The sequence below is a fragment of the Streptomyces sp. NPDC048644 genome (assembly GCF_043199105.1).
In the GTDB taxonomy this organism is placed as follows: Bacteria; Actinomycetota; Actinomycetes; order Streptomycetales; family Streptomycetaceae; genus Streptomyces.
Genome location: NZ_JBICVO010000007.1, coordinates 241,285 through 266,740 on the forward strand (window position 1 = coordinate 241,285; position 25,456 = coordinate 266,740).

20 protein-coding genes are annotated in these 25,456 nt (G+C 71.5%); 9 read left to right on the plus strand and 11 right to left on the minus strand.

Going from position 1 to position 25,456, the window contains the following annotated elements:
• The first annotated feature begins 54 nt into the window (after window positions 1-54).
• From ACGFNI_RS18265 to ACGFNI_RS18280, 4 genes are all read left to right on the plus strand, one after another.
• Complete coding sequence (locus ACGFNI_RS18265) at window positions 55-996, plus strand: 2-hydroxyacid dehydrogenase (protein ID WP_393684904.1); 942 nt, start codon at window positions 55-57, stop codon at window positions 994-996.
• A 436-nt stretch (window positions 997-1,432) separates the two neighbouring features.
• Complete coding sequence (locus ACGFNI_RS18270; RefSeq protein ID WP_393684905.1) at window positions 1,433-2,662, plus strand: VanZ family protein; 1,230 nt, start codon at window positions 1,433-1,435, stop codon at window positions 2,660-2,662.
• A 173-nt stretch (window positions 2,663-2,835) separates the two neighbouring features.
• Window positions 2,836-4,053, plus strand: a complete 1,218-nt coding sequence (locus ACGFNI_RS18275; RefSeq protein ID WP_393684907.1) for a serine hydrolase domain-containing protein — start codon at window positions 2,836-2,838, stop codon at window positions 4,051-4,053.
• Window positions 4,054-4,331: 278 nt separating this feature from the next.
• Window positions 4,332-5,114 (plus strand): class I SAM-dependent methyltransferase, encoded by a 783-nt coding sequence (locus ACGFNI_RS18280; RefSeq protein WP_393684909.1) that lies wholly within the window; start codon window positions 4,332-4,334, stop codon window positions 5,112-5,114.
• A gap of 36 nt (window positions 5,115-5,150) precedes the next feature.
• On the opposite strand, the gene ACGFNI_RS18285 is transcribed toward ACGFNI_RS18280, so the two are convergent.
• The 3 genes from ACGFNI_RS18285 to ACGFNI_RS18295 form a co-directional block, all read right to left on the minus strand.
• Window positions 5,151-5,891 carry a class I SAM-dependent DNA methyltransferase gene (locus ACGFNI_RS18285; protein WP_393684911.1) on the minus strand — a complete coding sequence of 247 codons (741 nt, stop codon included), beginning with the start codon at window positions 5,889-5,891 and terminating at the stop codon, window positions 5,151-5,153.
• A gap of 68 nt (window positions 5,892-5,959) precedes the next feature.
• Window positions 5,960-6,688: a ribonuclease H gene (locus ACGFNI_RS18290; protein WP_393684912.1), complete on the minus strand. Its 729-nt coding sequence runs from the start codon at window positions 6,686-6,688 to the stop codon at window positions 5,960-5,962.
• A 622-nt stretch (window positions 6,689-7,310) separates the two neighbouring features.
• The gene (locus ACGFNI_RS18295; protein WP_393684914.1) at window positions 7,311-10,400 is read right to left on the minus strand and encodes a tetratricopeptide repeat protein; all 3,090 of its coding nucleotides are present in this window, start codon (window positions 10,398-10,400) and stop codon (window positions 7,311-7,313) included.
• A gap of 226 nt (window positions 10,401-10,626) precedes the next feature.
• On the opposite strand from ACGFNI_RS18295, the gene ACGFNI_RS18300 reads away from it, so the two are divergent.
• The gene (locus tag ACGFNI_RS18300; RefSeq protein ID WP_393684915.1) at window positions 10,627-13,050 is read left to right on the plus strand and encodes a tetratricopeptide repeat protein; all 2,424 of its coding nucleotides are present in this window, start codon (window positions 10,627-10,629) and stop codon (window positions 13,048-13,050) included.
• An 86-nt stretch (window positions 13,051-13,136) separates the two neighbouring features.
• Here the strand turns inward: ACGFNI_RS18300 and ACGFNI_RS18305 are convergent, their stop codons facing one another.
• Both ACGFNI_RS18305 and ACGFNI_RS18310 read right to left on the minus strand, forming a co-directional pair.
• Window positions 13,137-13,757, minus strand: coding sequence for a hypothetical protein (locus ACGFNI_RS18305; protein ID WP_393684917.1), 621 nt, complete (start codon window positions 13,755-13,757; stop codon window positions 13,137-13,139).
• Window positions 13,754-14,995 carry a hypothetical protein gene (locus ACGFNI_RS18310; protein WP_393684919.1) on the minus strand — a complete coding sequence of 414 codons (1,242 nt, stop codon included), beginning with the start codon at window positions 14,993-14,995 and terminating at the stop codon, window positions 13,754-13,756. Before ACGFNI_RS18310 ends, ACGFNI_RS18305 begins: the two co-directional genes overlap by 4 nt.
• A gap of 259 nt (window positions 14,996-15,254) precedes the next feature.
• Here ACGFNI_RS18310 and gntA point away from each other — a divergent pair, with 259 nt between their 5' ends.
• Window positions 15,255-15,917: a guanitoxin biosynthesis heme-dependent pre-guanitoxin N-hydroxylase GntA gene (gene gntA, locus ACGFNI_RS18315; RefSeq protein WP_393684920.1), complete on the plus strand. Its 663-nt coding sequence runs from the start codon at window positions 15,255-15,257 to the stop codon at window positions 15,915-15,917.
• Window positions 15,918-15,947: 30 nt separating this feature from the next.
• Here the strand turns inward: gntA and ACGFNI_RS18320 are convergent, their stop codons facing one another.
• The 3 genes from ACGFNI_RS18320 to ACGFNI_RS18330 all read right to left on the minus strand — a co-directional run bounded on the left by ACGFNI_RS18320 (window position 15,948) and on the right by ACGFNI_RS18330 (window position 19,011).
• Window positions 15,948-17,087 (minus strand): diaminopropionate ammonia-lyase, encoded by a 1,140-nt coding sequence (locus ACGFNI_RS18320; protein ID WP_393684922.1) that lies wholly within the window; start codon window positions 17,085-17,087, stop codon window positions 15,948-15,950.
• A gap of 138 nt (window positions 17,088-17,225) precedes the next feature.
• Window positions 17,226-17,570 (minus strand): MmcQ/YjbR family DNA-binding protein, encoded by a 345-nt coding sequence (locus tag ACGFNI_RS18325; protein ID WP_393684923.1) that lies wholly within the window; start codon window positions 17,568-17,570, stop codon window positions 17,226-17,228.
• Between the two features lie 64 nt (window positions 17,571-17,634).
• Entirely contained in the window at window positions 17,635-19,011 is a 1,377-nt protein-coding gene (locus ACGFNI_RS18330) for a PLP-dependent aminotransferase family protein (protein ID WP_393684925.1), read from the minus strand.
• A gap of 111 nt (window positions 19,012-19,122) precedes the next feature.
• Between ACGFNI_RS18330 and ACGFNI_RS18335 the strand changes: the two genes are divergently transcribed.
• A complete protein-coding gene (locus tag ACGFNI_RS18335; RefSeq protein WP_393684927.1) occupies window positions 19,123-20,505 on the plus strand; it encodes a pyridoxal phosphate-dependent decarboxylase family protein in 1,383 nt (460 codons plus the stop codon).
• A 53-nt stretch (window positions 20,506-20,558) separates the two neighbouring features.
• Here the strand turns inward: ACGFNI_RS18335 and ACGFNI_RS18340 are convergent, their stop codons facing one another.
• Window positions 20,559-21,239: a class I SAM-dependent DNA methyltransferase gene (locus ACGFNI_RS18340; protein ID WP_393684929.1), complete on the minus strand. Its 681-nt coding sequence runs from the start codon at window positions 21,237-21,239 to the stop codon at window positions 20,559-20,561.
• Between the two features lie 254 nt (window positions 21,240-21,493).
• Between ACGFNI_RS18340 and ACGFNI_RS18345 the strand changes: the two genes are divergently transcribed.
• Together ACGFNI_RS18345 and ACGFNI_RS18350 are read left to right on the plus strand one after the other, a co-directional pair.
• Complete coding sequence (locus tag ACGFNI_RS18345; protein WP_393685234.1) at window positions 21,494-22,045, plus strand: MarR family winged helix-turn-helix transcriptional regulator; 552 nt, start codon at window positions 21,494-21,496, stop codon at window positions 22,043-22,045.
• On the plus strand, window positions 22,042-24,585 hold the full coding sequence (locus ACGFNI_RS18350) for an MFS transporter (RefSeq protein WP_393684931.1): 2,544 nt from the start codon (window positions 22,042-22,044) through the stop codon (window positions 24,583-24,585). Before ACGFNI_RS18345 ends, ACGFNI_RS18350 begins: the two co-directional genes overlap by 4 nt.
• Window positions 24,586-24,663: 78 nt before the next feature.
• Here ACGFNI_RS18350 and ACGFNI_RS18355 read toward each other — a convergent pair whose 3' ends face one another.
• Together ACGFNI_RS18355 and ACGFNI_RS18360 are read right to left on the minus strand one after the other, a co-directional pair.
• Window positions 24,664-24,792 (minus strand): LPFR motif small protein, encoded by a 129-nt coding sequence (locus ACGFNI_RS18355; protein WP_393684932.1) that lies wholly within the window; start codon window positions 24,790-24,792, stop codon window positions 24,664-24,666.
• Window positions 24,793-24,913: 121 nt separating this feature from the next.
• Window positions 24,914-25,360, minus strand: coding sequence for a hypothetical protein (locus ACGFNI_RS18360; protein ID WP_393684934.1), 447 nt, complete (start codon window positions 25,358-25,360; stop codon window positions 24,914-24,916).
• Window positions 25,361-25,456 lie beyond the last annotated feature (96 nt).

Consider the following 25,456-nt stretch of genomic DNA (forward strand, 5'->3'; position numbering starts at 1 on the left):
TGAACCGGACGCGACGGACCACGGCCCGCGCCCCAGCACCGAAGGAGAGCCGCGATGACCGACATCCTCATCCCCTGGCCGGAACTCGACCTGCGCCACGGCCCCTGGCCCGACGGCGTACGCGTCCACCTCTGGGACGGCATCGCGCCGCCCGAACACCTCCCGCAGGAAACGCTCGACCTGGTGGACCTGTGGGTCATGCCCTACGCCGTCTCCGACGCACACCGTCTGCTGCCCAGGCTCCCCGGCCTCCGCGCGGTCCAGAGCCTCAGCGCCGGAGTCGACAAGCTCCAGCCGCTGCTCCCCCCTGGTGTCGCCCTGCACAACGGCCGCGGGCTGCACGACGCGTCGGCCGCCGAGCACGCACTCGGCCTGATCCTCGCCGCGCAACGCGAACTGCCCCGCTGGGCCGCGGATCAGACCGCCGGACGCTGGCAGCCGCACTTCACCCGCTCGCTGGCCGACAGCCGGGTGGCCCTCATCGGCTACGGCTCCATCGGCACGGCCCTGGAACGCCGGCTGCTCGCCTGCGAGGCCGAGGTCGTACGGGTGGCCCGCACCGCCCGCCCCGACCAGCACGTCCACGCCGTCGGTGAACTGCCCGAGCTGCTGCCCGACGTGGACATCGCGGTCCTGATCCTGCCCGAAAGCCCCGCCACCACCGGCCTGTTCGGGGCCAGGGAGCTGGCGGCGCTCCCCGACGGCGCCCTCGTCGTCAACATCGGCCGCGGGCGCACCCTGCACACCGACGCACTGCTCGCCGAGGCCGGCACGGGCCGCCTGCGCGCCGCCCTCGACGTCACCGACCCCGAACCGCTCCCCGCGGACCACCCCCTGCGGCACGCACCCGGCGTCCTCATCACGCCCCATGTCGCAGGCGGCTCGGCCGCGTTCCGCCCGCGCGCCGAGCGGCTGATCGTGGAGCAGGTACGCCGATGGGCCGCCGGAGAGCCCCTCCTCCACCCCGTCCCCTGTGCCCCCGAATCCGCCCGCTGACGTCCCTGTCGTCGTGCCACCCGTGCCCTCCGTTCCCAGGGACAGCAGCGAGATACCCGCCGCCGCGTTCATCTGACAAGATCGGCGGCGAGGCCCTGTCCCCGGCCCCGCGCCGCAGATCACGGGCGGCACAGCGGCGCGCCGGGCCCGTGACACGCGGCCCGGCGGCGGCAGGCGCGGAGCGGACCGACCACTCGCCCCGGGCCCGGCCGCCCTGCGCGCCGGCCCGGGGCAGGCACTCGACACCCCTTGCCGAGCAAGACGACAGGAAACAGATGCACTTCGGGACATTCCCCGCCACAGGGGGCGCCCGTCCGATGGAGCACCGCGCGCCGGACAGCCGGAGCACCGGGGGACGGATACCGGCGGGCCGCCGGGCAGCACCACCTCCGCGGGAGAGACGAACGACGGAATCGGCACCGCGGGAGGACGCACGGTGACCGGCGCCTACATCCTCCCGCTCAGCACCGCGGCGCTGCTCTTCCCCGTCCTCGCGGTGCTGATGTCGGTGCCGATGGCGATCGTGCTCTACCGGCGGCACGGCATCATGACCCGCTGGCGGACGCTGTCCGTCTACGGCTGCGTCTACTACGGCATTTCAGCGCTCTGCCTGGTCGTGGTGCCGCTCCCGGGGCCGACGGTGGACGTCTGCCAGGCGTATCCGTCCTTCGGGAAGCCCCAGTTCATGCCGGGGAGCTTCGTTGCGGACCTGTGGAAGGAGGCACACCACCACCTCTCCTTCGGTGCGCTCATCCTGCACAACCCCGCCTTCTGGCAGACGGTCTTCAACCTTCTCCTGCTGCTGCCCCTCGGCGTCTTCATCCGGCTGCACGTCCGCCGCGGCCTCATCGCCGCCACCGCCGCGGGCCTGCTCGTCTCGCTGTTCTTCGAGTTGACCCAGTTCACCGGGCTGTGGGGGATCTACCCGTGCCCGTACCGGCTCTTCGCGGTGGACGACCTGCTGGCCAACACGGCGGGCGCGTCGATCGGTTGGGCGCTCGCCGGGCCCCTGGCGCGTTTCCTGCCGGAGCTGGACACGCTGGACGAACGGGCCCTGGCCACCGACGGCATCGTCCCGTTCGGCCGCCGCCTGGTGGCGCTGGTGGTGGACATGACGGGCGTGGTGGTCCTGACGGTGCCCGCCACCTTCGCCGTCTACATCGTCTCCGACACCGACGACGCCCTGCTGACACCGGTCGTCATCCTGGCGCTCTGGTTCGTGGCGATGCCGTGGCTGACCGGCGCGACACCGGGCAAGCACGCGCTGCTGCTCCGCCTCACCGGCCCCGGCGGAGCCCGGCCCGGCCTCGGCCCCCTGGCCCTGCGGGCGCTCGCCCTGGCCGCTCCCCTGGGAGTCACCACGCTGTTCCTGGCCGCGGTCACACCCCGCATCGGCCACCCCATGTCCCTGGGCCTCGCCGGGCTGCTGGCCGTCGCGGTGCTCGGGTGCCTGGCCGCCGTGGTCTGCCTGGCGCTGTACGCCTGGGGTATCAGGGACGCCCGTAGGCACCCCGAGCGGCTGGGCAGGCACGAGGTCTGGTCCGGCGTGACGAACGAGGCGCTGCCGCACCTGCGCGCCCGCAAGGGCAACACCCCCGGCGCCGGCCGTGCGGCGGCGTCCGACGACGCGCAGCAGCAGACGGAACAGGCGCACTCCGGGTCGTGAGACGTCCTGCCTCTGTGACCGGCCGGCCGACGCGCCCCGGCCGGCCGGTCACGGGAGCAGGGCATCACACCGGATCCGACGAGCCCGGCCCTTCGCTCAACTCCCGTGCTCTGCCTCGCGTCACTCCTCCCACAGGGGCACAACCGGCCCCATGAGTACCGGAGGTAGGACGGATGAACCGTCAGGCAACACGTAACGCCTTACTCGCTTTTGCCGTGACCGCCTCGGTAGGGGCGACATCCCTCGCCCCGGCCCACGCGACCGCAGCGGCCGGGAACCACCCCAAGAGCCCGGCCACGGCCGTCGCACCGGCCGGTTCGCACGAAGCCACGCAGTCCGCGCTGCAAAAGGCGGTGGACAAGGGTGGGCTGCCCGGGATCTCGGCCGAGGTCCGGGACCGTACGGGCACCTGGAACGGCTCGGCGGGTGTCGCGGACACCGCGACCGGACGGAAGCGTTCGGCGGACGAACACTTCCGGGCGGGCAGCATCACCAAGATGTTCATCGCGACCGTCATCCTCCAACTGGCGGACGAGGGACGGCTGAGCCTGGACGACAAGGTCGAGAAGTGGCTGCCGGGACTGGTGCGGGGCAACAAGAACGACGGCCGCACCATCTGCCTGCAAGAACTGCTCAACCACACCAGCGGCCTGTACAGCCACACCGATGACGAAGAATTCAAGGTCAACGCGTCCGGCAAGAACTTCCCCCAGCACCGCTACGACACATACACGCCCGAGCAGCTCGTGGCGGTCGCGATGCAGCACCCACCGAAGTCCGATGCCCGCACGAACCCGTGGTACTCGAACACCAACTACGTACTCGCCGGCATGATCATCGAGAAGGTGACCGGGCATTCGTACGCGTACGAGGCGACGCAGCGGATCATCAAGCCGCTGAAACTGCACGGCACTTCGTTCCCCGGCACCGCGGCGCAGCTGCCGTCGCCCCACCCCGTCGCCTATTCGCGGCTGCACGACGAGAACCCCGACGCACCGATCCACGACGCGACCGAGCAGAACATGTCCTGGCTGGGCGCATCGGGCGAGCTGATCTCCACGACCGGTGACCTCAACCGCTTCGAACGCGCCCTGATGCGAGGGGAGTTGCTGCCTCCGGCGCGGATGAAGGAGATGCTCGAAGAGGTACCGGCGGGCAACAACACGGGCTACGGGCTCGGCGTCGAATTCGCCACCCTGGACTGCGGCGTGCAGGTGGTCGGCAAGACCGGCAGGACCAACGGCTCACTCTCCGGCGTCGTCGGCACCGCGGACGGCGAGAAGCAGCTGACCTTCAACATCAACGGCGACTGGCTGACGGACTCCGCGGTCTACACCGACGTCATCGAGGCGGAGTTCTGCGGAAAGGCCCAGGCGGCCACGGCCCGCTGAGAACCTGACCCGACAACCCGACGCGGCCTTCAACGGATTCCGCCCGTCGAAGGCCGCCGCACCTCAACAAAAACCGTCGCAGGCTCCCCGCGGAACGCCGCCGTACGGGCCCCCGAAGCGCACTCACCCCTCCCCACCGGCACCTGCCCGACGGCCGGGGCCACCCCCTGCCCCCCCCCAGCCCGTCCACGCCTCTCCCCCGCCATCCCCGCATCCATCCCCATCTGGGCTTTCACGCATCGGAGCCCTACTGTCCCCGCTACGTGAAAGGGGGTCCGATGGACCGGAACATCCGCACCGTCGACGACGTACTGCGGCTCCTCGACGGCCTGTTCGCGCCGGATGCCGACCGCTGGACGGCCGACGCGGCCACCTGGTGGGACGGCTTCTACGGCGACCGCGCCAAGCCCGTGCCGTTCTTCGCGGCGAAACCGGACGAGAACCTGGTCTCGTATCTCGACCGGGGCCTGATCACCCCGGGCCGCGCCCTCGATCTGGGCTGCGGCCCCGGCCGCAACAGCCTGCACCTCGCCTCCCTGGGCTTCGACGTGGACGCCGTCGACCTCTCGCCCGCCGCCATCACCTGGGCCGAGGAACGGGCCCGCACAGCCGGGGCCCGCATCCGCTTCCACTGCGGCGACGCCTTCTCCATCGCCGCCACCGAACTGAGCGGCCCGTACGACGTCATCCACGACTCCGGCTGCTTCCACCACCTGCCGCCGCACCGCCGCATCAGCTACCTCGCCCTGCTCGACCGCGCCCTCGCGCCCGGCGGCCATCTCGCCCTCACCTGCTTCGCGGCGGGCTCGATGGGCTGCGAACTCCCCGACGCCGACTGCTACCGCGACCGCCGGCTCCACGGCGGGCTCGCCTACACCCCCGAGGCGCTGCGCAAGATCTTCGCCGGACTGACGGAGGTCGAACTGCGCCGCATGCACGACGAGCCGGAAGCGTCCCCGCTCTTCGGTGAGCCCTTCCTATGGACGGCCCTCTTCCGCAAGCCCCGCCAGGACGCCGCCGGGCAGCCCACCCAACCGCCCCCGGAACAGCGGCAGGAGTAACGCACCCGCCCACCGGACACGCCCCGGCACCGACTCTCACTCTCCGGGCTTCTCCCAGACCGACACATGCTGCCGGCTCTCGCTCGTGAAGGGCTCCCCCGCCCACCCCGCCCACCGCTCCCGCAACCGCAGCCCGGCCAGCTGGGCCATCAGGTCCAGCTCCGCCGGCCAGACGTATCGGAAGGGGATGGAACGGAACTCGGCACGTCCGTCAACGACGTCGAGATGATGCGAGCTCATCGCCTGGGTGGCCACGTCGTAGGTGTCGAACCCCCAGCGATCCGGGCCGACATGGAACGGTACGGCGTTCTGCCCCGGCGGCAGCCGCCGCAAATCGGGCACCATCACCTCGATGACGAAGCAGCCCCCCGGCCCCAGGTGATCGGCGGCATTGCGGAAGCAGGCGACCTGCGCCGCCTGCGTCGTCAGATTCATGATCGTGTTGAAGACCAGATACGCGACGGAGTACGTGCCCGGCACCCGCGTCGTCGCGAAGTCGCCGGTGGTCACTCCGATCGCGTCGCCGCCCGGCTTGGCTCGCAGCCGGGCAACCATGGCCCGTGACAGATCGATGCCGTGGACCGGGACGCCGCAGTGGGCCAGCGGCAGCGCGATGCGTCCCGTCCCGATGCCCAGTTCCAGCGCCCGGCCACCCGCCGCGAGCCCCGCCAGGAACCCGGCCGTCTCCTCGACGACAGCGGGCTCGAACATCTCCCCCGACGACTCGTCGTACGTCGCCGCAACAGGCTCTCCGAAGTAGCCGTCCTCATCGTCCATGGCCGGACGGTACTGCGAGGGGCCCGGCCGTGCCGCGCATTTTCCGTGCGATGAGCCCCGGCCCCCTGCTACGCCCCGTCGCTGCCCGTGCGGCATTCCGGATGGCCCCAGCCGTCGGGGTTCTTGGCGATGGACTCGCCCGCCAGGTACGCGCGCCCGCAGCGGCAGCGGCCGGGGAACTTCGCCTTCAGCGTCCGCGCCGAGCCCCCGGCGCTGCGCTTGCGGGGCGCCGACGACGTCTTCGCCGCCGAGTCCTGGGCGCCGCGACGACCGCCACCGGACCGTGCGGCATCCGGCGCGGCCGGCGGCTGCGCCGAGCCCAGCGCACTGCCGGCGGCCTCCTGAGTGATCGCCGCCTGGCTCGCCGCGCGGTCGGCGAAATCGTTGAGCCGGTCCCCGTCCACCTGGTGCGCCGGCACGTACCGGAACTCGACGGAGCGGCCCGCGAGCAGTTCGTCGATGCGGACGACCAATTCCTGGTTGGCGACCGGCTTGCCCGCCGCCGTCTTCCAGCCCTTGCGCTTCCAACCGGGCAGCCAGGTCGTGACCGCCTTCATCGCGTACTGGGAGTCCATCCGGATCTCCAGCGGGACATCGGGGTCGACCGCCGTCAACAGTCGCTCCAAGGCGGTGAGTTCCGCGACGTTGTTCGTCGCCTTCCCCAACGGCCCGGCCTCCCACCGACTTGGGTTGCCCTCCTCATCCGCGACGACCCAGCCCCAGCCCGCCGGACCGGGATTCCCTTTCGACGCCCCGTCGCACGCGGCGCTCATACGTTCAGCCATGCCGTCGATCATCCCAGGTGGGGGCGGGGGCGGAGACCATGGGGGCACGCACGCAAAAAGCCCCGGCCGGTGAAGCGTTCGGTATCTCCACCGGCAGAGGCTCGGGTTACGTACTTACGCGAGAGGAGCAGGTGACGTTCCGCCGCCCTGCCCTGTACCGCGCTGCGTCTTCCCGTTCGGCCTGCCCTTCAGGTAGGGCATGCACACCCCTTGCCCTTCTGCCCGGTTATACGCCTGTCCATGGCTCGCCGCATCGACGTGCTGACCCCCTGAATGGGAAGGAGAGCCAGCTATAGCAAGTGCAATGATCAAGTCAAATGGGGAAAACAAGTGCAACGGCTCCTTGCCAAGGCATAAGAGGGGGCGAGCGTGGCAGACCACCTACGGACCCGGCGCCCCCACCGCTCACTGCTCCGCAATGATCACTCAAATCCCTGGTCATCGCAAATTTTCCGCTGATCCCCAAACCTGACAGGAAGTCTTACAGAGGGACATCCAGCCTGAGGCATATGCCACTGGATCAGTCGCTCCAAAAGCCCGCTTGAGGCATCTTGCACCTTTTCGCGACACCGCAGTAGAGTCGGCGAACACAAATCACTAGCGGTCCACAACGTCACCCCGGCGATAGAGCCCGTCAGTCGCCGGAAGGCAACTCACTCAACTCCTGGAGCCCCGCCAGCGCCCCACGGACACGGGCCTCCTCCGCACGCGCCCCAATGCGCCGGCTGAGGTCAAGGCCGGCCTTCCAGTGCTCGGCGGCCTGCTGGAGGCGGCCGGTCGCCCGAGCCACTCGCCCCAGGTCATAGAGGGCGGCGATCTCCTCACCGGTCGCGCGGATGCGCCGCGCCTCCACCAGGGCGGCGAGGTGGTGCGTCATCGCCTCCTCGGCGCGGCCCACCGCCTGGAGCGCCCTACCGAGCCCATTCCGGGCAATGACCGTTCCGCGCGCGTCGGCGACGCTGTGCAGCGCGGGCAGGGCCGCCTCAAAGAGACGCAGCGCCTCGTCGGCTCTTCCGGTTTCAGTGAGAACACTGGCGAGGTTCATTTGAAGCGTCGCGTAATCGCCCCTGCTGCCCATGCTTCTCGATAATTCCATGGCTTTGCGATATGCGCGTTCCGCAGCATCCAGATTCCCTAATTTCTGCTGCAGTTCCGCAATGTTGTTCACCGTGCGATACGTACCTCGCTGATCGCCGATATCAGTGAATCCGGCGAGTGCTTGAGTGAAACATTTCAGCGACTCTTCGTTTTGATTCAGTTGGAGATAACTGATACCGATAAGGTTGTAGCCGCGAGCGATCTGGAGCTTGTCCGATGTTTGCAGCCGCAGATTCAGGGAGTGTTTCTGCAACTCAAGTGCGGTGGCGTATTGCCCCGTGTGCCAGAGCGGAATGGTCAATTGATGAATCGACTCGCTCTCCAACTCCGGCATCTTGAGCGCCCGCGCGAGAGCGAGCGCCTCATCGGCAGTTGTGTGCGCTTCATCGTAGTGACCACCGTGGGCGCACACCGTACTGAGATCGAGCAGTGCGCACGCGAGGGCGTGTTCGTCACGGACCGTGCGCCAGTGCGCGACGGCGGCGCGCAGCAGCGGTTCGGCCGTCGCCAGGTAGCCCTCCATGTCCAGGAAGCCGGCGAGCACGTGGACGACTTCGGCCAGTCGCCCCGGCGAGTCCTGCGCCCGTACATATTCCAGCGAGGCAAGCAGGTTGCCGCCTTCCGTGATGAACCATTGCTCTGCGTCACCGGCGTCGGCGAGACGGCTGCCTGGCTCCGCCGCCGGCGCTTGCCGCGTGGAGAGCGGCGCGGAGCGTGAGCGGAAGGGGTAGGCGAGCCGGTCGGCCCGGTCCGCGACGCCGAGGTAGTGCGCCGTCAGCCGCTGGAGCGCCTGCCGCACATCGTGATCGGAATCGACGTCCGAGTCCTCGCCGGGCTCGTCGCCTATCAGTGTGCGCGTGTACTCGCGTAAAAGATCATGAATTCGGAACCGGTGCGGGGATGGTTCGAAGAGGAGGTGCCCGGTCAGCAGTGCCTCCAGCGCGCGTTCGGTCTCATCGAAAGGGAGTCCGGACAGTGCGGCTGCGGCCTGCGGTCCGAACTCGACGCCGAGATGACGGCCGACGCGACGGAACACCAGCTTTTGCGAGGGAGTGAGATCGCGATAGGAGAGGGCGAAGATGTGTGCCATCCGCACCTCGCCGTCGCGGATTTGGGAGAGGTGACCGCCGCTGCCGTTCAATTGCCGCAGCAGGTCAGCGGCTGTCCAGGACGGCCGGGAGAGCAGGCGGCTGGCGAGGATTTCAATCGCGAGGGGAATGTATCCGGCGAGCCGTACGATTTCCGCGCTGTCCGTGCGGCAGGGCAGGCGGTGCGGCCCCAGACGGCGCTCGAACAGGGCGACGGCGTCGTCGACCGGCATCTCGTCGAGCGAGATCGACCGTATCTGGGGCAGGCCCGTGAGCCGTCGGCGGCTGGTCACGATGACGGCCGTCGGTGAGGAGCCGGGCAGCAGCGGCCTGATCTGGGCGGGCCCCGCGGCGTCGTCGAGAATGACCAGCATCCTGCGGTCCTGCACGGTGGTGCGCCACAGCGCCGCGAGTTCCTCCGTGCTCTGTGGCAGATTCTCCTTCCCGAGCTGGCGCAGCAGAATGGCGAGGCCCCGGGCCGGGTCCAGTGGCTCGCTGTCCGGCGTGTGCCCGCGCAGGTGGAGGTAGAGCCGGCCGTCGGGGAACCGGTCGCGCAACTGGTGGGCGACATGTACCGCGAGCGACGTTTTTCCGATTCCCCCCATCCCGCCGATCGCCTCGACCGTGACGACGGGACCGCCTGCCTGGCCGGCGTCGTCGAGGGCGTCCGTGAGATGACGCAGTTCGTCGCGGCGGCCGACCCACAGCACGTCCATCGGCAAGTTGTCCGGTGCCGCGCCCCTCGGGGCACCGGCCCCTGACGTGACGGGCTCGGGCAACAGCGCGTCGGCCGCGGTGCCGGACAGGATTCCCTGGTGTATGTGCTGGAGCCGGCGGCCGGGTTCGGACCCGAGGTCGCGGGTGATGCGGCGACGGGTCTGCTGCAGGAGCCGGGTCGCTTCGGCGGTACGGCCGCTGCCGTGCAGGGCGAGTGCCAGTTGCTCGACGAGCATTTCGTCCACGGGGTGTTCCTCGGCCAGCGGCAGCAGACCGGGGACGGCCTCCGCGAAACGGCCCTCCCGGAGGAGCAGGCCGGCGCGTAACTTCCCTGCGGTCAGGCTGACTTCCCGTACCTCGCCGCGTACCTGTTCGGCCCAGTAGGCGGTGATCCCGGCCAGCGGCTCGCCGCCCCAGAGGCCGTCGGCCCGGTCCAGCATGCGGAGTGCGTCGGCCGGGGCCCCGCTGTCCCGCAGGGCGCGGGCCTGGGCCACGAGGCTGAGGTAGCAGCGCAGATCGACACGGTCCGGATCGACCTGCAGGACATAGGCGTTGGCGCGGCTGATGATGGTGGGCGCGCCGCTCCCGGCGCTGCCCAGAGCGCGGCGGATGCGGGAAATGTGCACGTAGAGAGCGTCTTTGGCCTTGGCGGGCGGGGTGTCGTCCCAGACCCGGCGGATCAGGGTGTCGATGCTGACGGTGCGACTTGCGTCCCAGGCCAGGGCGGCAAGCGTCAGCCGCGTCTTCATCGGTCTCAAATCGTCGGATTCACCGGCCGCCGGCACCTCGACCGATCCTGAAAGCCTGATCCAGAACTCCACCAGCGCCCCTCCCGCCGGTACGGTCTCCCCGTGCCTGACAATGACATGCACCTGGCCGACGCGACCAGATGCATGTCGTTGAAGTCTGGAATTGGCTTACGACCCCGCGTCTTTGTGTTCCTGAAGCGCGCGAGGCGGGGAGATGTCAATGTGCGGCTGACGCCGAAGTATGAGCGATGCATATGCCTATGACATTCTGGAGCCCTGTGCTGAGGAGGTTGCGGACGTGCCCACTCCCGAATTACACAGAGCCGATGAACTGCTGTCGGCCATGATCATGTGTGGGGGGCAGGAATCCGCAGGATGGCAGGAATTGGCCGCGGTCGCGCGCATCGCCGCGCACCGGCCCGTCGTCGCCGCCTGGGAAAAGGCCGCGGACGGCACCTCCGCCACGCTGCGCGAACTGGCCCTCGCCCTCCACGCACGGGCCGTTGACGACCCCGCCGTCCGCCAGGCATTGAACGACTGGCTCCGGCGCCACGCGCCACGGTCCGGCGTCGCGCCCCAGTACACCAACGCCCTCACAGGACAGGCGCAGGTGTACGGGTCGAGCGTGCAGGCCCAGGAGATCCGCGGCGGCGTGCACATTCACCAGCCCGTGGCAGCGGCCACCCCTGTCCCCCGTCAACTGCCACCGGTACGTCCGGAGTTGATCGGGCGCGATGCGGACCTGCGGGCGCTGGAGGATCTGCGGGGCACCGCGCGCCTCGTCGTGGTCAGCGGGCTTGCGGGTGTCGGCAAGACGGCGCTCGTCTCCCGTTGGCTGCAACGCTGCGCGGACGACTACCCCGACGGCCATCTCTACGCCGACCTGAGCGGCCATCTCCTGGATCACCCCGGCGTCCCGGACGGTGCCCCGGACGACGACGCGGACGGGCCCGCAGCCCCGGCCGGCCCGGTGAGCGCCGCCGATGTCCTGAGCGGCTTCCTTCAGGCGCTCGGCGTCACCGCCGTACCCGCGGACACCGCGCAGCGCGTCGCCCTGTGGCGGTCCCTGACCTCGGGCCTACGGCTCGCCGTCCTCCTGGACAACGCGGCGACGGCGGCCCAGGTCAGACCCCTGCTGCCCGGGGCGTCGGACAGTCTCACCATCGTCACCAGCCGAAATCAGCTCACCGGCCTGGTGGTTGACGGCGCCGCCGTGCACCGGCTGAGCGCGCTCGCCCCTGAGTCGGCCGTCGAACTGCTGGCGACCGGCGGCGGAGCCCGCGTCGCCCAGTCCCCGGTCGCCGCCCGTGAGGTCGTCGCCCTGTGCGCCTGTCTGCCGCTGGCGGTGTGTCTGGCGGCCGCCCAACTGGCGTTCCGGCCGCACCGCTCGCTCTCCTCACTGGCCGACAGCCTGTCGCAGGGGCAGGGCGTGCTCGACGCCCTCCGCATGGACGGCAGAGCCGTGGTACGCACCGCGCTGGACGCCACCTACGCCCTGCTGCCCCCGGACGCCGCCGCGCTCTACCGGACGATGGGTCTGCTGCCGGCCGACCGGTACGACCTCTTCATGCTGACCGCGGTCGGCGAATTGCCGTACGCCGGGACCGAGCGGGCGCTGAGCGCACTGGTGGAAGCCAATCTCGTGGAAGAGACCGGCCCGGGAACGTACCGCCTGCACGACCTCATCCGCTCCCACGCGCGGCGCCGCAGCGATTCCCAGGAGGACGCACCGGCGCACGAGCGGACGCTCCGGCGGTTCGTCGGCTGGTGCCTGCGCACCGCCACCGCGGCCGAGGGCATCCTCACCCCCGCCCACCGCACACTGCCCCGGGATTTCGGTGCGCCCGACATCGCGCCGTCTCCGCTCACCGGACCAGCCGATGCGCTGGCCTGGCTCGACGGTCAACGCACCGGGCTGATGAGGGCCGTACGCCACTGCGCGCGGGTGGAATGGCACACGGCCTGCTGGCAGTTGGTGGATGCCATGTGGCCGTGGTTCGTTCGCGTACGCAACTCCGATGCCTGGATCGAGGCGCACGAACTGGCGCTGACCGCCGCCCGCCGCGCCGGGGACCGGGCGGGCGAGGGCCGCATGCTCACCTCCGGCGCGATCGGCTTACGGGACGCCGAACGCCACCCGGAGGCGATCCGCTGGTTCACCGAGGCGCTGGAGCACGCCACCGCCGACGGCGACGTCCGGCAGCAGGCGCAGGCACTCAACGGCATCGGCCACGTCTGCCTGCGGGCCGGACAGCTCGACGCGGCACGGGAGCGCTTCACCCGCTCCCTGCACCTGCGCGAGTCGGCCGGCTACCTGCGCGGCGCCGCACTCACCCGCATCAGGCTCGGCGAAACCGCCCTGGCCTGCGGCCAACACGACGATGCCGCCGAGTACTTCGCAGCGGCACACACCGCGCTGGAAGCCGAGAGCGACACCTACGAGGCGGCCCGCGCGCTGGCCTTCCTCGGTCACGCCGAGACCTGCCGGGGGAATCACGTCAGCGGCACACCACGGCTGCGGGCGGCGCTGGAGATCTTCCGCGAGCCCGACACCCTCTCCCGGCACTGGCAGGGACGCTGCCTGGAATGGCTCGGGCAGTCGGCGCAACAGCGCGCGGATGCGACGGAGGCGGTCCGGTGCTACGCGGCGGCCCGTGACCTCTACCGGCTGGTGAGCCCGTCGGACACCGAACGGCTCGACGGCCGGCTGCGGCAGCTGTGAACTGCCGCACCCGGCCCGGGGCGTGCCCGGGAATCCCGGCCCGGCTCGCGGGCCGACGACGGGACTTCACGGACGCGTCCTGATGATCAGCGCCGGGCCCGCAGCACCTCGCGGTCCTGTGCCCGTGACCTGCCGCGCGGGACCGGGCTGACGGACCGTACGCACCCCGGGGCGCCACCCGCGACCAGCCAGGCGTGCAGCACCGACGCGAGGATGTGCGGGTGGGCCCGGAGTCCCGTGCCCCGGGTGCCGCCCTGCCACCACACCGCTTCGGCCGCGCCGCGCACCGCGGTCACGCATCCCCCTGTGGTGTGCGGGACCGCGGCGATGAGGCACCCCTGGTGGCGGGCGAGCAGGTCGTGGGCACGCAGCAGCGCGTGGTCCGGGGCGAGCGGAGTACGGCCGACGAGGAGATCGGCGCACTCCGTCCGGCCGGAAGGTCCCGGTGCGTCCGGATCCGCCCATCGGTGTACGTCGGCGTCGTGGCCGCCTCCCGGCGGTACGCCGCTCCCGGCGGAATCCCCCGCCACCTCCAGCAGGACCCGGGCGATTCCCCGGCCGGCCGCCGAGCGCCAGACGACGGCGGCGACACCCGTGGCCTGGCCGGACGGCTGCGTGTCGGGCCGCAACCGGCGGCCGAACCTGACCGTGGACCAGCCGGTGTCGGGCACCGGCCGGATGCGGCGCCCTGCCGCGCGCCCGGTCACCGCCGCGCTCCCGGTGCCGCGGCTTCCCACACCGTCAGCGACGGTGGCTCGGGCACCGGCGTCACGGCCGGCGCGCAGGCCGGCTCGCCCAGTTCCAGCAGGCGGTAGAGGAGGGTGCGCATGCGCTGGTGGAACTGGCCGGGTGCCGACGAGAGCAGGGCTGCCGCCTCGTCGTACTGTCCGGCCGTGCGCCGCTCGGCCGCGTAGTGCAGTTGCTCGTCCAAGGGGTGCAAAGGCGACACCACGGGGGCCACCGCGGCGAGGCGTGCCGTCGGTGACGCGGCGGAGATGTCGCGGCGCGTTCCCGAGGTGAGCAGCAGCGTGGCGTCGGTCAGGCTGCCGTAGGCGGTCAGCGAACCATGGTCACCGACGATCCAGTCCGCCGCGATCAGCAGCCCCTGCCAGTCCGCTTCGGGCGGTACCACGGCGATACCGCGCCGCCGGCAGCCGGCCAGCCAGCCGTTGATCTGCCAACCGCCGTGCCCGGCCCAGATGTTGGGATGGGCGAGCAGCGCCACACGGTAGTCCTGTGCGGGCAGCTGATGCAGCAGTTGCGGCAGCAGGGCGTCCAGCCGCCCGAAGGTCGACGCGGGGCCCCACGTCGAGGGGACCACCACGAGCCGCTGCCCTTCCCCGAGCCCCAGCGCCCTGCGGTACACGTCCCGGCGCGGCCGACCTGCGACGATTCGGTCGTAGCAGGGATCGCCCACGACGTGCGCGAAGGGCAGCGCTTCGGGGCAGGAGCGGGACAGCACCTCCAGGTCGCTGTCGTGCGCGAAGGCGACGGCCGCCGGCACCACGCTTCCCTCACGCATCAGGTGCTGACGGCTCATCATCCCGGGCGGCCGTTCCTCCCCCGGGCCGAGGGAGCCGGCGTTGCGCAGGAGCTTGATGTGGCCAGCGCCGTGCGAGAGGCGGACGACCGGGGCCCGCACTTCGTGCACCCCGCGCGAGCCGGCGGCCAGCGCGAGGTCGAACTCCCTGCGCACGGCCTGCTCCCAGGGCACCGTGACGATGCCGAGGCTGTGCAGGTACTGCGGGACGCCGTCGCCGAAGGCGTGCGGCGCCGCGGTGAAGACCACCTGGATCCGCAGATCCGCCTCCAGCAGATCGAACACCTCCCGCAGACGCTGCGCGTACGTCACGGTGTGGGCGATGACCAACACCTGTTTGCAGTCCTGTACGGTCGACCACTGGCCCCGCTGGACCAGAGCCGAATCCGTGGATTCTCCGGACATCACTTTCCCCCATGAATGTCGGATGGACAGTCCCGTCCATGGGGTGCCCGGACATCACCGCGCTTTCCTTGCACCGGCCTTGCAGAAACCTTGCCCGTGTTCGGACCGGGCGGGGACCGCCGCACCGACCCCTGTGACTCCGCAGGTGAGAGCCCCGGCGGAGTAAATACGATCTTGTCTTGACGAAGTGGCCGTGGCCGTTCTTCACTGCGTGGGTCCTCCCTATGACGGGTACCCTCTTTCACCGAAGGTCGCGAACATGCCGGTTGAGACCACCGACGCCACCGAAGTAGTCGGGCAGTTCCTGCTCGGCGACTCCTTTGCCTGCCTCGCCGGGCGCTCCGCCTGGCGGCAGGGCGGCATCACCCATCGCCACTACACGTGGTTCGGGGATGACGAGGCGGCCCGGCAGATGGCGGTCGATCTACAGGCGTACGTGGCGTCGGTGGACTGGAGCGCCAAGCCCTTCACCAGTTTCGTGGCGACCTTCTCGGGGCCCCTCGAAGTGTCGGAGATCGACTTCGAGCGGCTGCTGTGGCAGCAGTTGCAGGCCCTGCACGACCATGACAGCCGTACACATCCCTGGGCCGACGGATACGAAGCCGACCCGTCGTCGGGGGCGTTCGCCTACAGCGTCGCCGGGCACCCGTTCTTCGTGATCGGTCTGCACGAGACGCACTGCCGCGTCGGCCGCCGCCCGCCGTTCCCGATGCTCGCGTTCAATTCCCACGCCCAGTTCGACCGGATCAAGGCCGCCGGGCTGTGGGAACGGCTCCAGGAGAAGATACGCAAGCAGGACATCGAGCTTCAGGGCGACATCAACCCCAACCTCCTGGAGTACGAGCAGCTCTCCGAGGCCAGGCGCTACTCGGGCCGCCCCAAGCCGGCCGACTGGACCTGCCCGTTCACCGCACGTGTCTGAGGACGCCGTGCGGTGAACGTGGCGGCTGCGTCAAGCCGTTGACGTGGGCGGATCGGTACGGTGCGGGTTGGCGGCGGTGCCCTCGGTGCTGAGCAGGACGACGGTGGCGGCGGGGCCGAGGCCGAGCGCGCTGCGGCGTTCGGCGGTGCCGGGGCCGGTGAGGGCGGCCCTGGTGCCGGCCAGTGCAGCGGCGCCGCAGGGGCCGCTGGAGACTCCGTGGGCGGCCAGGGCGCGGGAGGCCGCGGCGCTGTCGGCGTCGGTGACGGCCACGGCGGCGTCCAGGCCGTCGCGCAGGTACGGCCAGGCGAGGTGGGAGAGGGTGCCGCAGTTCAGCCCCGCCATGGCCGTCGGACCGGTCTCCACCGGGGTCGGCTCTCCCTTGGTGAGGCTCTCCAGAGCGCAGGCGGCGCAGTCAGGTTCCACCGCGAGCAGCGCGGGAGACGGGCCGCCCGGCCGGCTGCGGTAGTGGGTGACGCATGCCTGGGCCAGCGATCCGACGCCGACGGGTACGGCGACGAGGCCGGCGCCCAGCTGTGCTCCCGCGCCGGTCAGTTGGGTGTCGATCTCGGCGAACAGAGTGGCGTAACCCTCGACGATCCAGCCGGGGATCCGTTCGTAGCCGGGCCAGGAGGAGTCCTGGAGGAGTACCGCTTCCGGCGCACGGGCCGCGTCGGCCGCCTGCCGTACCGCGTCGTCGTAGCTTCCCTCGACCTCGGTGACCTGGGCCCCTTCGGCGGTGATGGCGGCCACGGCGGCCGGATGGACGCCCTGCGGCACGAAGACGTGGGCGGTCAGGCCGGGGCCGCCCAGGCGCCCGGCCATCCGGGCGACGGCCCTGCCGTGGTTGCCGTCGGTGGCCGTCACCAGGGTGAGGGGGGCGTGCGCACCGTGGGTGGCGGCCCGTTCGGTCAGGACGCGGTGGATCGCCCAGGAGGCGCCGAGTGCCTTGAACGCGGGCAGCCCCAGGCGGGACGACTCGTCCTTGACGAAGAGCCGTCCGATACCCAAATCCCGCGCCAGGTCGGGCACTTCGACGAGCGGGGTGGCGGCGTAGCCGGGCAGTTCCGTGTGGAAGGCCCGCACGTCGGCGGGTGCGGGGGCGCAGCGCCAGGTGCGGGCGGCGGGACGGGCGTACCAGGGCAGTGGGGCGGACGAACAGTTGTCGGGCATCCGCTCAGCGTGCCGTCCGCTCCTTCCTGGGTCCAGCACAATTTTCGATCTCCGTGCGTGGCCGGAACCGATCGGGGGGTGTGGCCGGTGCCGTGCCGGGTCCGGCGCGGCACCGGGAGGGCGGGCGGCCCCCGGTGGTCAGCCGCTGCCGGGGAAGGAGTCCGTCAGCCGGGTGGGGGCCGCCTGCCGCCAGGAGTCGACGAGGATGTCGCGGAGTTCGTCCACGTCCTCCAGGGCGGCGAGGCGTACGCGCACCCAGGAGGACGCGGCTTCGTGCGGCGGTACCCAGAACTTCTCCGGCTCGGCCGCGATCAGTTCCTGCCGTTCCAGGACCGGGCAGCGCACGGCGAACGAGGACTCGTCGTCGGGGACGGTGACGAACATCTTCCCCGCGACCCGGAAGGTGGGCATGCCCCAGGCGATCTTCTCCACGGTTTCCGGCAGGGAGAGGGCGAGGCGGCGGACGTCATCGGAGTCGGTCATGGCCCTACGGTATGCAGGTCGGCCGACGTGGGGCGGCGGGGTCGCGGTGCTGTGCGCGGGGGCTTCAGCGGGGTGGGGCGGTCCGTCGGCAGACCTCGTCCAGGATGGCGGCCACGCGGTCGAGCACGGGCGGCGGCGGGGTGTAGGGCACGCGCAGATGCCGGACGAGGGCCGCGTCGGCGGCGAACGAGGGGCCCGGGGCGAGGGCGAGGCCGCTGCGGCGGGCCCGTTCGATGACGGTGGCGGCGCGGATACCGTTCAGTTCCAGCCACAGGGCGAGGCCGCCGGGCGGGACCGTGAAGCTCCAGCGCGCGTCGTCCGCCAGCAGGGCGCTCAGGTGGTCCCGCCGCGTCCGCAGCTCCGCGCGGCGGCTGCGGAGCAACGGCTCGGTGGATCCCAGCAGTTCGACGGCGATCAGCTGCTGTATCGGCGCGGCGGAGAGCGGTGCGCTCAGGGGGTGCCGGGCCAGGGCGGTGATCAGGGACGCGGGGCCGCGGATCCAGCCGACGCGCAGGCCGCCCCAGAGGCCCTTGGCTGCCGAGCCGATCAGCACCGCGTGCCGGATGCGGGGCGCCGGGCGGGGCGCGTCACGCAGGTCGAGTTCCCGCATGGTCTCGTCCACCACGACGGTGACCCGGTGCCTGGCCGCCAGGTCGGCGACGGTCCTGCGGGTCGGTGCCGTCATCAGCGCGCCGGTCGGGTTCTGGAAGTCGGGCACGAGGTAGGCCAGGCCGTCCCGGGCCGCCGCGAACGCCGCGTCGAGCTGGTCGGGATCCCAGCCGTCGGTGGTCACCCGGCAGCCGGTCAGCCTGGTCCCCTGCGTGCGCAGGACGTCCAACGCGTCGAAGTAGGTGGGGACTTCGACGGCCGCGGTCCGCGGGCGCAGGTGGGCGCAGAGCAGCGCGAACGCGGCGCGCGTCCCGGAGGTGACCAGGATCTGTTCGGGGCGGGTGGCCAGGCCCTGGCGGGTGAGCCGTTCGGCCAGCAGGGCGCGGAGTTCGGGCAGGCCGGGGCCTGGTTCCCCGTCCTCGGTCAGCAGATGTCCGGCGCGTTCCACGGCCCGCAGGGTGGCTTCCCGGTAGGCGGCCCGGGGTGCGGCGGGCACGGCACGGCGCAGGTCGATGAGGCCGGTCTGTCCGGTGGCGGTGAGCGGGGCGAGCGGTTCGGCCGCCGCGTCCGGCAGCCACAGGGTGCTCGCGCTGCCGTGCCGGGTGCGGACCCAGCCGCCGTCGCGCAGTCCTTCCAGCGCGGCGGTCACCGTGCCGCGGCTGACGCCGACGGCCGCGGCGAAGCGGCGTTCCGCGGGCAGCTCGCTGCCGGTCCGCAGCCGGCCGTCGATGACCGCCTCCCGGATCGCCTCGTCCAGCGCCGTGACCAGTGGGACGCCCGGCCTGCGCCACGCGCCCAGGGCCCTGACCAGTTGTTCCTCGCCCACTCGCACGGGTCCAGTCTCCCCCACCCGCGCTGGTCCAGTGGCTCGCGATTGGACCAGCCGCCTCGGCCGCCCGCCTCCTAGCGTGGAGCGCGTACCGACGAATGGAGCCGCACCACCATGCACCCTCGCCTCGCCGCAGACCTGTCCCAGCTCCCCGGCCTCCTGGAGGCCACCCGGCGGCACGCCACCGCGTTCCTCGACGGCTTGGAGGAGCGGCCGGTCGTGCCCGCCCTGCCGGTCCCGCAGGCCGTACCGCTGCCGGAGCACGGGGGCGGCCTGCGGGCCGCCCTGGAGGAGTTCGCCGAACGATGGGAGCCGGGCCTCTCCGGCGGCGCGGGCCCGCGCTATCTCGGGTTCGTCACGGGCGGCGCCACCCCGGCTGCGCTGGCCGGGGACTGGCTGACGGCGACCGCTGACCAGAACTCCAACACCTCGCTGGACGGCACGGGCCAGGAGCTGGAGCGCCAGACGGTCGGCTGGCTGCGCGAGCTGTTCGGGCTGTCCGACGCGCACCGGGGGACGTTCGTCAGCGGCGCGACGATGTCCAACACGGTGGGCCTGGCGATCGCCCGTGAATGGCTCGGGGAGCGGCTCGGCGTCTCGCCGGCGGAGGACGGCGTGGCCGCGCTCGGAGCGGTACGGGTGCTGTCCGGCAGCCCGCATTCGAGCGTCGCCAAGGGCCTGTCGATGCTCGGTATCGGACGGACGGCGCTGGTGCAGGTGCCGGTGCTGCCGGGGCGGGAGGCGGTCGACCCGGTGGCGCTGGAGCGGGCCCTGCGGGAGAGCGAGGGGCCGTGTGTCGTCGTGGCCAACGCCGGTACGGTCAACACCGTCGACTTCGACGATCTGCGGGCCATCGCCGCACTGCGCGAACGGTACGGCTTCTGGCTGCACGTGGACGCGGCCTTCGGCGCCTTCGCCGCCCTCTCCCCCGATCACGCGCACCTGGTGGCGGGCCTCGACCTGGCGGACTCGGTCTGCGTCGATCTGCACAAGTGGCTGAACGTGCCCTATGACAGCGCCGTGCAGTTCACCCGTCGCCAGGACCTCCAGGCCCGGGTCTTCCGGAACACGGCGGCCTACCTCGGCCCGTCGGACGGCGCCCCCGACCTGGTCCAGCTGACCCCGGAGAACTCGCACCGGCTGCGGGCGCTCGCGGCGTGGTTCACCTTGCAGGCGTACGGGCGGGACGGGCACCGCGAGATCGTCGAGCGGTGCGTGTCCTGTGCCCGCGCCCTGGGGCGGGCCGTCGAATCCTCCTCCCGTCTGCGGCTGTTGGCGCCGGTCCGGCTCAACGTCGTCTGCTTCACCTCGGCCGGCGAGCCGGACGCCGGGCGGCTGCGCGCGCTCGCCGCTGATCTGGCCGGTGAGGTCTTCGTGACGCCGACGGTCTACGCCGGAGTCCCCGCGCTGCGGGCCGCGTTCAGCAACTGGCGTACCGGCGCGCGCGACACCGCACGGATCGTCGCGGCGCTGGAGGGCGCCGTCGCCCGGCACTGACGGGGGCGCACCGGGCCGGGCGGCGCGGCTGCCCGGCCCGGTGGCGTGCGTGGTCATGACGTTTCGGCCTCCTCGGGTGCGCAGTCGACTGCGGGCTTGCGGACCAGGAGGTAGCCCTGAGGGGTCTTCTCCGGCCCTTCGGCTTCGCGTATCAACCGGGCGGTGACGGTGAGTTGCGCCCGGCTCAGCAGTTCCTCCAGCCGGTCGGGGGTCCACCGGTAGACGTCCAGCGCGATGTCGTGGCCGTACGCGTGCGTCAACTCGACCTGTTCCTCGCCGGCTTTGAAGGCGAGGACGAGGTGGCCACCGGGGGCGAGCACGCGGTGGAACTCGGCGAAGACGCCGGGCAGCAGTTCCCGCGGGGTGTGGATGACGGAGTACCAGGCGACGATGCCGCACAGGCTGCCGTCCGCGAGGTCGAGGCCGGTCATCGAGCCGACCTCGAAGCGCAGTCCGGGGTGGATGCGGCGGGCCACGTCGACCATGCCGGGTGACAGGTCGATGCCGAAGACGTCGAGCCCGAGGTCGCGCAGGTGACCCGTCAGGCGGCCGGGACCGCAGCCGATATCGGCCACCGGGCCACCGCCGTCCGCCCGTACCTTCTCGGCGAACGCACCGAGCATCGCGCGGTCGAGCGGTATGGCCGCGAGCGCGTCGCCGAGCAGGGTGGCGTAGTCGGCGGCCACGGTGTCGTAGGAGGTGCGGGTCGAGGTCACGTACGAGGGTTCCGCCATGTCCTGGACCGTACCGGCAGCCACTGACAACGCCGGCCCACGCGCCTTTCCCCGGCGGGAGTTACGTCACCGGGGCGCGGTATCCGGGTGTTCCGCCACAGAGAAGGACAAAGCCTTCGGTGGCGCCGGTTCGAACATCCGACGGAGAGGGGATCCGGTGATCCATGACCTCGCGGCGTGACTAGACTTGCTGGATACAAGCAATGTCTTTTGCCGGTGACGGGTTCGCCGACGATTTTTCACAAGGGATCATGATGGGTAACGGGACCGTCCGTCCCGGCGACCGCACGGGGGCGCAGATCACCGCTTCCTCGGGGCTGGACGAGGCTGCCGCCGGGCTGGGGACGGAAATCGTGCGCTTCACGCGGCTGATCGCCGCTTGGAAACAGCGCGCCAAGAACGACGCGACCGCCGCGGACCGGGTGCTGCTGGCCCGGCTGGTGGTCGGCGGTGACCGCCGGGCCACCGACCTGGCAGCCGACGCGTTCCTCGACCTGTCGACCGTCAGCCGTCAGGTGCGGTCGCTGGTCGAACGGGAGTTGGTCGCCCGGCGTCCCGACCCGGAGGACCGGCGCGGGTCGCTGCTGACCGCAACCGACGCCGGGCGCGCCGCATTCGAGCACTACCGGCGTCAGCGGGACGCCGAACTGGCCGCGCTTCTGGAGTGCTGGCCCGCGCAGGACAGGGCCGATCTGATCCGGCTGATGAGCCGGCTCAACGACGACCTGGTGGAACACCAACACGCACGGCTGTCCCCCGGGGGAGACCAGGGAGCCGCCGTGAAGCAGGGAGACATACACGCATGAGCACCTCCACCTCCCCGCCCGCGGCGGGGACCAAGGCGATACCCGTGCCCGGGACACTCAGCCACCGGCAGATCCTCACCATCCTCAGCGGTCTGATGCTGGGAATGTTCCTGGCCGCGCTCGACCAGACCATCGTCAGCACGTCCATCCGGACCATCGCCGACGATCTGCACGGCCTGAGCCAGCAGGCGTGGGCCACCACGGCGTACCTGATCACCTCGACGATCGCCACGCCGCTCTACGGCAAGCTGTCCGACCTGCACGGCCGCAAGCCGTACTACCTGGCGGCGATCACCATCTTCGTGGTGGGTTCGGTGCTGTGCACCTTCTCCACCTCGATGACCGAACTGGCCTCGTTCCGCGCCCTCCAGGGCCTGGGCGCCGGTGGTCTGATGTCGCTGGCCCTGGCGATCATCGGTGACATCGTGCCGCCCCGTGAGCGGGCGCGGTACCAGGGCTACATGCTGGGCACCTTCGCCACATCCAGCGTGGCGGGGCCGCTGATCGGCGGGGCGCTGGCCGGCCAGGAGCACCTGCTGGGCATCACGGGCTGGCGCTGGGTCTTCCTGGTCAACGTGCCGATCGGCATCGTCGCGCTGTTCGTCGTCGCCAAGGTCCTGAACATCCCGCACACCCGCCGTGACCACCGCATCGACTGGTGGGGCGCGCTCACCATCGCGGTGGGTGTCGTCCCGCTGCTGCTCGTCGCCGAGCAGGGCAGGGAGTGGGGCTGGGGCTCGACCGCGTCGGTCACCTGCTACGTCGTCGGCGCCGTCGGCATCGTCGCCTGGATCTTCGTGGAGCGGTGGATCGGCGACGACGCGCTGATCCCGATGCGGCTGTTCCGTAACAGCACGTTCAGCATGACCAGCCTGCTGTCCGTGCTGATCGGTATGGGCATGTTCGGCGGGATGCTGATGATCCCGCAGTACCTCCAGATCGTGAAGGGCGCCAGCCCCACCAAGTCGGGCCTGGAAATGCTGCCGTTGATGGCGGGCATGTTCATCGCCTCGATCGCCTCCGGCCAGATCACCTCCAAGACCGGCCGGTACAAGATCTTCCCGATCATCGGTACCGCGTTGATGGTCGCGGCGATGCTGCTGTTCCACTTCCGGGTCCAGTGGGACACCCCGCTCTGGGAGACGATGGTCTACATGCTCGTCTTCGGCCTCGGCCTGGGCGGTTGCATGCAGACGCTGGTGCTCGCCGTGCAGAACGCGGTGCCGCCGCGGGACATGGGTGTGGCGACCGCCTCCTCGACGTTCTTCCGTCAGATGGGCGCCACCGCCGGTACCGCGATCTTCCTGTCGGTGCTGTTCAGCACGGTCGGCGACAAGATCGCCGCGGCGTTCAGGTCGGCCGTGCGGACCGAGGATTTCCAGGCCGCGCTGCACGATCCGGCCGTGCTGCACGACCCGGCCAGCAAGCCGGTCCTCGACATGCTCAAGGGATCGGGCGGAGGCGGCTCCTCCAGCGTGCTCAGCGACTCGTCGTTCATCCAGCAGCTCGACCCGCGGCTGGCCGAGCCGTTCAAGCGGGGCTTCGCCGACTCGATGCACACCGTCTTCCTGATGGGTGCGATCGTCGTCGCGCTGGCCTTCCTGCTGGTGCTCTTCATCAAGGAGGTCCCGCTGCGGCAGATCTCCGGACTCCAGGCACGCGCCCAGGCCGACGCCGAGGCCGCCGGTGAGGCAACTCCGGCCGCCGCCGCGGCCGTTCCCGCGGAACCCGCCGACGCCGGGCCCACCGCCGCAGCGCCCGCGTCCGGCGCCACCGGCCCCCTCATCCAGGGGACGGTGCAGGACGGCACCGGCAGCCCCTTGGCGCAGGCCGTGGTCACCCTCATCGACATCGGCGGCCGGCAGCTCGGACGCGCATCGACCGGGCCCGACGGCGGCTACGCGCTGCCCGCGGCCGGCCCCGGCACATACGTGCTGATCGGCTCGGCGGGCTCCCGGCAGCCGCAGGCCGTGACCGTCGTGGTGGCCGACGAGCCGGTCAGGTTCGATCTGGCGCTCAGCGGGGCGGCCGGGCTGGCCGGCGAGGTCCGCGCGGAGCAGGGCGACACACCGGTGCCCGGCGCGCTGGTCGTCGCCACCGACGTGCGGGGCGAGGTCGTGGCCTCGGGCGTGGCCGGCGCCGACGGCGGGTTCGTCTTCGGCGACCTGCCTGCGGGCAGCTACACGCTGGCGGTCAGCGCCGAGAGCCACCGCCCCACCGCCCTCCAGGTGGAGGCCGCTTCCGGTACCCGCAACTGGTACGAGATCCGGCTGACACCGGGTGCCCGGATCCGCGGCGTCGTACGGACGGCCCGCAGCGGCCCGGTCGACGACGCGCGGGTGACGCTGCTCGACCCGGCGGGCAACGTGGTGGGCACCTCCACCACAGGCGGCGACGGTGAGTACATCTTCACCGACCTCGACCGCGGTGCGTACACCGTCATCGCCAGCGGCTACCCGCCGGTCGCGGTGCCGCTGCGGGTGGACCAGGCGGGCCACGCCGAGTTCGACATCGACCTCGGGCACGACACGGCGCAGTGACGCTCCGCCGCCCGCGGCGCAGCGCGTGAAGGGCCCGGCTCCTGGGGAGCCGGGCCCTTCGTGTCGCGCGGCGGCCGGTCAGTGCCGCCCGTGCGCAGTGTCCGATGCCCCGCCGAAGAGCCGGGCCAGCGCCCGGAAGGGCAGGGTCACGACGGTGGCGATGGCGCCGCCTATCGACCTGAGCACATCCGCGATAGCCGTCAGCATGAGCGGACTCCTTCCCGTCACCCGGCCGCACCGGGCTCCGTCTCCCGCCGAGCGGCCGATCGCTGCTGCGGGTGCCCGGCGGGGGGCCGCCGAAACCAGGTTTCCGCGACGGTGGACCGGCTCAGGGCGTCGCCCGGTGGTCGGGATGGCCCGGGGTGCGGCGGCACTCCTTCATCTCGGCCTCGTGCAGATGCTCCTTGCCGTCGGCGAGTTCCTGCCGCGCCCGCCGCTCGATCTCGGCGAAGGGCCGGTAGTAGGTGGCGTTGTACTCCTCGACGATCTGGAACGTCCAGCGGCCGGGGATGACGTTGCGTCCCACCAGCTCCCGCTCGATCAGGTCCGCCAGCTCCGGGTGTCCCGCCGCGTGCAGTTGCTGCACGCTCCTGCCCAGCGTGAGGTCGGCGCCGCCGGTCAGCTGGTGGAACTCGTAGAGGTGCCCCCTGGCCCGTTCCACGGTTTCCAGCGCTTCCGACAGCGTGCCCAGTGCCTGCACGGTGGCGTCGCTGACGCCTTCGGGGCGCCGGTGCCGCGGGTCCGGACCGTCGGGGTCCTGCCTGTCTTCACTCATGTCCCTTCTGTGCCCCGGGCGCCGCGCCGCCGCCTCCCCCGCGCGGCCACCGGAGTGAATGCGGCACCCGGCCGCGGACCGTCCCGGGGCGCCCGT

Coding starts and splice junctions, on each gene's coding strand:
- ACGFNI_RS18265 (WP_393684904.1), top strand. CDS start 55: ATGACCGACATCCTCATCCCCTGGCCGGAACTCGACCTGCGCCACGGC.
- ACGFNI_RS18275 (WP_393684907.1), top strand. CDS start 2,836: ATGAACCGTCAGGCAACACGTAACGCCTTACTCGCTTTTGCCGTGACC.
- ACGFNI_RS18280 (WP_393684909.1), top strand. CDS start 4,332: ATGGACCGGAACATCCGCACCGTCGACGACGTACTGCGGCTCCTCGAC.
- ACGFNI_RS18285 (WP_393684911.1), bottom strand. CDS start 5,891: ATGGACGATGAGGACGGCTACTTCGGAGAGCCTGTTGCGGCGACGTAC.
- ACGFNI_RS18290 (WP_393684912.1), bottom strand. CDS start 6,688: ATGATCGACGGCATGGCTGAACGTATGAGCGCCGCGTGCGACGGGGCG.
- ACGFNI_RS18310 (WP_393684919.1), bottom strand. CDS start 14,995: ATGTCCGGAGAATCCACGGATTCGGCTCTGGTCCAGCGGGGCCAGTGG.
- gntA (WP_393684920.1), top strand. CDS start 15,255: ATGCCGGTTGAGACCACCGACGCCACCGAAGTAGTCGGGCAGTTCCTG.
- ACGFNI_RS18320 (WP_393684922.1), bottom strand. CDS start 17,087: ATGCCCGACAACTGTTCGTCCGCCCCACTGCCCTGGTACGCCCGTCCC.
- ACGFNI_RS18325 (WP_393684923.1), bottom strand. CDS start 17,570: ATGACCGACTCCGATGACGTCCGCCGCCTCGCCCTCTCCCTGCCGGAA.
- ACGFNI_RS18335 (WP_393684927.1), top strand. CDS start 19,123: ATGCACCCTCGCCTCGCCGCAGACCTGTCCCAGCTCCCCGGCCTCCTG.
- ACGFNI_RS18340 (WP_393684929.1), bottom strand. CDS start 21,239: ATGGCGGAACCCTCGTACGTGACCTCGACCCGCACCTCCTACGACACC.
- ACGFNI_RS18345 (WP_393685234.1), top strand. CDS start 21,494: ATGGGTAACGGGACCGTCCGTCCCGGCGACCGCACGGGGGCGCAGATC.
- ACGFNI_RS18350 (WP_393684931.1), top strand. CDS start 22,042: ATGAGCACCTCCACCTCCCCGCCCGCGGCGGGGACCAAGGCGATACCC.
- ACGFNI_RS18355 (WP_393684932.1), bottom strand. CDS start 24,792: ATGCTGACGGCTATCGCGGATGTGCTCAGGTCGATAGGCGGCGCCATC.
- ACGFNI_RS18360 (WP_393684934.1), bottom strand. CDS start 25,360: ATGAGTGAAGACAGGCAGGACCCCGACGGTCCGGACCCGCGGCACCGG.